The organism is Chitiniphilus eburneus, assembly GCF_005048205.1.
GTDB classification, from domain to species: domain Bacteria; phylum Pseudomonadota; class Gammaproteobacteria; order Burkholderiales; family Chitinibacteraceae; genus Chitiniphilus; species Chitiniphilus eburneus.
Genome location: NZ_SUMF01000066.1, coordinates 1 through 3424, shown reverse-complemented (window position 1 = coordinate 3424; position 3424 = coordinate 1). Strand labels below are relative to the sequence as shown.

Below are 3424 nucleotides of genomic sequence, written 5' to 3'. Positions count from 1 at the left end.
GGTGCTGTTGAAACCGCGCCCCGGCAGCCACGGCACCACCTTGCGCTGGCAGGAAAAGCGGTTGCGGTAGAGCGCGGCGTGCTCTCGCTGTCGCAATCCGACTGGCTGCGAGAACTGTTTTCCTGCCCCCGGCTATCCAATGCCTGGGGTGCGGCGCAGGCGGCGCTGGGTGGGCGCGCCGTACGCTGCGACACCTGGGCGCAACGTTTCGCCGCCGCGCTCACGGCACTGGGCTTCCCGGGTGACCGGGGCCTCGACAGTGCCGCGTACCAGGTGATCGACGCCTTCAGCGCACTGCTGGCGCGCTTCGCCGCGCTGGCGGCACCGGCCGGCACGCTCGACGCCGCCGCGGCGGTGCAACTGCTGGCGCGGCTGGCGCAGGACACCCCGTTCCAGCCGGAGCGCGCGCAAAGCGCACGGCTGGACGTACTGGGCCTGCTGGAAGCCGAAGGCGGGCGCTGGGATGGCATCTGGCTGCTGGGCCTGAGCGACGACGTATTGCCGGCGCCGGCACGGCCCAACCCGCTGCTGCCGTTGTCCGCGCTCAAGCAGGCCGGTGCGCCGCGCGCCACGCCGGAACGCGAGCTCGACTATGCCCGCGCGTTGTTCGCCGCGCTGGTGCAATGCGCGCCGACGGTGATCGTCAGCCATGCCGAGCGCGACGGCGAGCGTGAATTGCGCCCGTCGCCGTTGATCGCGTCGCTGCCCGAAGCCGACTGGCGGCCGATGCCGGCCACGGCGGCGCCGGCCATTGCACTGGCGTTGCTGGACGACCCGGCCGGCCCGCCGCTGAGCGAGCGCGACCATGTCGCGGGGGGTACCCAGATCCTGGAGGCGCAGGCCAAGAATCCGCTGTGGGCCTTCGTGCGCTACCGCCTGGGTGCGCAGCAACTACCGGCCCACGCCGAACAGATCGCAGCGCCGGTACGCGGCCGCTTCCTCCATTGCGCGATGGAACTGGCGTGGCGCGATCTCGCCGACCAGGCCGGCCTGCTCGCTGCGCGCGACGGCGGTGACCTGGAGGAACGCATCGTCCAGGCGGTGACGCAGGCGGCGGCACAGACGCTGGGCGAACTGCCATCCGCGATCCGCACCCTGGAGGCCGAGCGCGCCGTGCGCGTGCTGGCCGACTGGCTGGCGCTGGAGGCTACCCGCGCGCCGTTCGCCATCGCCGAGCTCGAAGCACCGCACAACTGGCGCCACGGCCCGCTCAGTCTGAAGCTGCGGCTGGACCGGCTCGACACCCTGGCCGACGGCGGCCAGGTCATCGTCGACTACAAGACCGGCAACGCGCTCGACACCAGCGGCTGGGCGCGTGAGCGCCCGATCAACCTGCAACTGCCGCTATACGCCGCCGTGCTCGGGCAGTCGGTGGACGGCCTGCTGCTGGCGCGGCTGAACGCCCGCGAAGTGGCGGCCAAGGGGCTGGCCGCCGCCGACATCGGCGTGCCCGGTGTGCACACGCCCGACCAGTTGAACGATAACGACCCGCTGGCGGGCATGGGCTGGAGCGACATCCTGGCGCGCTGGCGTGGCGCCATCGAATCGCTGGCCGACGAATTTGCCGCGGGCCGGGCACCCAATGTCACGCTGGTACCGGCCGACCTCGACTACTGCGACGTGTTGCCCTTCCTGCGGGTGGCCCTGGACCGGGAGGATGACGCATGAGCGAACGCGTGCCTTCCGACCTTGCCGCGCGCCAGGCCGCGCTGGACCCGGCCCGCTCGTTCCTGGTGCAGGCGCCAGCCGGCTCTGGCAAGACCGAGCTGTTGACCGACCGCATCCTGGCGCTGCTGCCCACCGTGGCGCGCCCGGAGGAAATCGTTGCCATCACCTTTACCCGCAAGGCCGCGGCGGAAATGCACGCGCGGGTGATGCAGAAGCTGCTGGCCGCGCGGGGGCCGGAGCCCGAACAGGCCAATCGCCGGCAAAGCTGGCGCCTGGCCCGCGCCGCGCTGGAGCGCGATGCCGAACTGGGCTGGCATCTGCTCGATCACCCCGGCCGGCTGGCGATCCAGACCATCGATTCGTTCTGCGCCAGCCTGGTGCGGCGCATGCCGTACCTGTCGCAATTGGGCGGCATGCCCGCCACCGTGGACGATGCCCGCCCGCATTACGCGCTGGCCGCGCGTGAAACGCTGGCACTGGCGGGCAACGCGCAGTTTGGTGCTGCGGTGACCGCGTTGCTGGCCCACCTGGATGTGAACCTCGCCAAGACCGAAGAACTGCTGGCCGGCATGCTGGCCAGTCGCGATCAATGGCTGGGCCTGCTGCACGGCGCCGATCGCGCCACGCTGGAAGCCAATCTGGCCACCGTGGTCGGCGACGAATTGCGAGCGCTCGCCGCCGCCATGCCGCTGGGCTGGCAGCACGAATTGCCGCCGCTGGCGCGTACCGCCGCGCAATGCCTGGAGGCCGACGCGCCCGGCCTGCTGACGCCGCTGCTCGAATGGGACGGCCCGCTGCCCGCCACGCCCGACGCCCTGCCGCAATGGCGCGCGCTGGCAGCGCTGCTGCTCACCGCCACCGGTGGCCTGCGCAAGCAACTGAACAAGAACATTGGCTTTCCCGCGCAGTGCGCGCACAAGGCGCCGATGGCCGAATGGCTGGGGCGTCACCTGCCGGACGCCGAGTGGATCGCGCGGCTGGCCGAAGTGGCCGAGCTGCCGCCCGTGCGCTACAGCGATGCGCAATGGCGCATCCTGGAAGCGCTGCTCACCACGCTGCGCCTTGCCGCCGCGCAACTGACGATGGTGTTCGCCGCAGCCGGCGAGGTCGATTTCACCGAGATCGCGCTGCGCGCCATCGATGCGCTGGGCGCGGCGGACGACCCCAGCGAGTTGCTGCTGCGGCTGGATGCGCGCATCCGCCACCTGCTGATCGACGAATTCCAGGATACGAGCCAGCCGCAGATCGAACTGCTGGCGCGGCTGACCTCCGGCTGGGGCCAGCAGGATGCCAGCGGGGGCGACGGCCGCACGCTGTTCCTGGTCGGCGACCCGATGCAATCGATCTACCGCTTCCGCAAGGCGGAAGTTGGCCTGTTCCTCGCCGCGCGTGACCGGGGCATTGGCGAGATCGCGCCGGATTTCCTGGCATTGCAGGACAACTTCCGCTCGCAGGCCGGTGTGGTGGACTGGGTGAATCACACCTTCATCCGTCTGTTTCCCGAGCGCGACGACGGCGAGCGCAGCGCCATCGCCTACGCCGCGTCCACCGCGTTCAACGCCGCGCTGGACGGCCCGGCAGTTGTGTTCCACCCGGCATGGCGCAGCGAGGGCGCGGCGCCGGCCGAGCGCGAGGAAGACATCGTGCTGCGGCTGGTGCGGCAGGCGCGGGCCGACGGCGAGCGCAGCATCGCAGTGCTGGTGCGTGCGCGGGGCCATGCGCACGCCATCGCGCGCCGGCTGACCACTGCGGGCAT

General features: G+C 71.4%; 2 protein-coding genes. Both read left to right on the top strand.

Going from position 1 to position 3424, the window contains the following annotated elements; genetic code table 11:
* Positions 1-1668, top strand: a 1668-nt coding sequence (locus tag FAZ21_RS19875; RefSeq protein ID WP_211243546.1) for a PD-(D/E)XK nuclease family protein, incomplete at its 5' end; no start/stop codon positions are given.
* Positions 1665-3424: UvrD-helicase domain-containing protein (locus FAZ21_RS19870; protein ID WP_169307515.1), on the top strand; the 1760-nt coding region annotated here is incomplete at its 3' end. The genes FAZ21_RS19875 and FAZ21_RS19870, both read left to right, overlap by 4 nt.